The organism is Streptomyces sp. NPDC005070, assembly GCF_053600395.1.
This window is the reverse complement of record NZ_JBSFZS010000516.1, coordinates 1-1,388: the sequence shown is the minus strand read 5'-3', so window position 1 is coordinate 1,388 and position 1,388 is coordinate 1. Positions and strand designations below refer to the sequence as shown.

Below are 1,388 nucleotides of genomic sequence, written 5' to 3'. Positions count from 1 at the left end.
AGCTCCAGGACGAACTGCCCCTCGATCACCACCTGGCCGCCGTCTACCGGTGGCCCCGTCGTTGTGCGGGAAGAGCGACACCAGCTTGGTCATGAGCACCCTGGCCGACGGCAGGAAACCTGGCATGGCCGCCAGGAATCCGTCCCGTTCGGGCACCAGGGCGGCGACGCGGTCGGGCACCGAGGCACGGCCCGAGCTGAGGTCCGCCATTGCCGAGGCCAGGGCGTTGATCAGCGAGTCCATGGAGAGCAGGGACTCGACCTGCGAGCGGCCCAGAACAAGCATGCGCTTCAGCCTCCTGATCCCGGTCGCCGACCGACGACCGCCCGGCCCAAGCGTCAGCCCCACCCCAGCCGCCCCGCCACGACACGCGGTCCTTCCCTGGCACGTTCATCCGTACGCGCCTGAGCACATCAGCGTGCATACCGGCAGGCCAGGCCGAGCACCGGGGCCCGATGCCCATCACGCCCAAGGGCGGCACAGCCGATGAACCCCTTGGGCTGGGCCATTGGACTCCGCCGATCGCGCTTGTGGGTGCGGCGTGCATGATGGCCAACTGGAAACACCTTCCGATCAAGCACGGACGACGAGGGAATCGTGGCCTACCGACTCAGCTTCTTCTGCCGCTCCGGAGAAGAGAGAGGTGACGAGGCGCTCGATTGCTTGCTGGACCACCTGCTGAAGAGCGGTGCCGGTTTGTGGGGAGAGTGGTTGGGGCCGTTCGAGGACTGGGTGGCCGCGTTCAGACTCGGCACAGGCAGCAGTGACGGCGTTGGCGCCGTCGCTGACCTGCTGACACTGGAAGTGCACGTCGGCGTAGCCGAGATCGCGGAGAGTGTGATTGCCGCGTCACCCGATGACGAGTGGGGTATCTGGGGAAGTGACCTGCTCGCCACCGTCACCCTCTGCGGGGACAATCCCGACTGGGCCTTGGTGTACCGCATTTGGGCTGCAGTGGTGGACCTGTGGGGGGCGGTTCCGTGGGACGAGTCCTCCGGATTCGAGATTTCTGCCGGCGGAGCACGGTTCGATGACCGCGCGATGCCCGGCAACGAAGTCGCCCGCGGCGAAGAGAGCTTTGTCGATCGGGTTACTTGACCAGATTCGCGGGAGTGACGTCGTCGTCGGCTGGCGCCACCCCGAAACGATCCGGAACGGGCCGGTCGAGTCCAACCTCGCCTCGGGGACGGCAGTCCAGATCCGCCCCGGCTCCACCCCTCAGACCAACGGGGCGGACTCTTCCCGAACCAGCTCGTGTTCGTCCGTGACATCCTCGCCCCCCGGAAGGCGTCGTTCGCTGGGGCGGAACGCGAGCATGGCCATGTGCGCCCTGGTCGCGGCGGCGGACGGCACGATCGACCCGTCCGAGCGGCAGCGTGTGGCCCAGC

General features: G+C 67.7%; 1 protein-coding gene and 2 pseudogenes. 2 read left to right on the top strand and 1 reads right to left on the bottom strand.

The genetic code is table 11. The annotated features are described in order from the left end of the window. Positions 1-285, bottom strand: a pseudogene (locus ACWEBX_RS40750) (hypothetical protein); the annotation flags it as partial. Between the two features lie 312 nt (positions 286-597). Here ACWEBX_RS40750 and ACWEBX_RS40745 point away from each other — a divergent pair. Continuing rightward, a complete protein-coding gene (locus tag ACWEBX_RS40745) occupies positions 598-1,098 on the top strand; it encodes a hypothetical protein (protein WP_451889727.1) in 501 nt (166 codons plus the stop codon). Positions 1,099-1,303: 205 nt separating this feature from the next. Further along, a pseudogene (locus ACWEBX_RS40740) lies at positions 1,304-1,388 on the top strand (TerB family tellurite resistance protein); the annotation flags it as partial.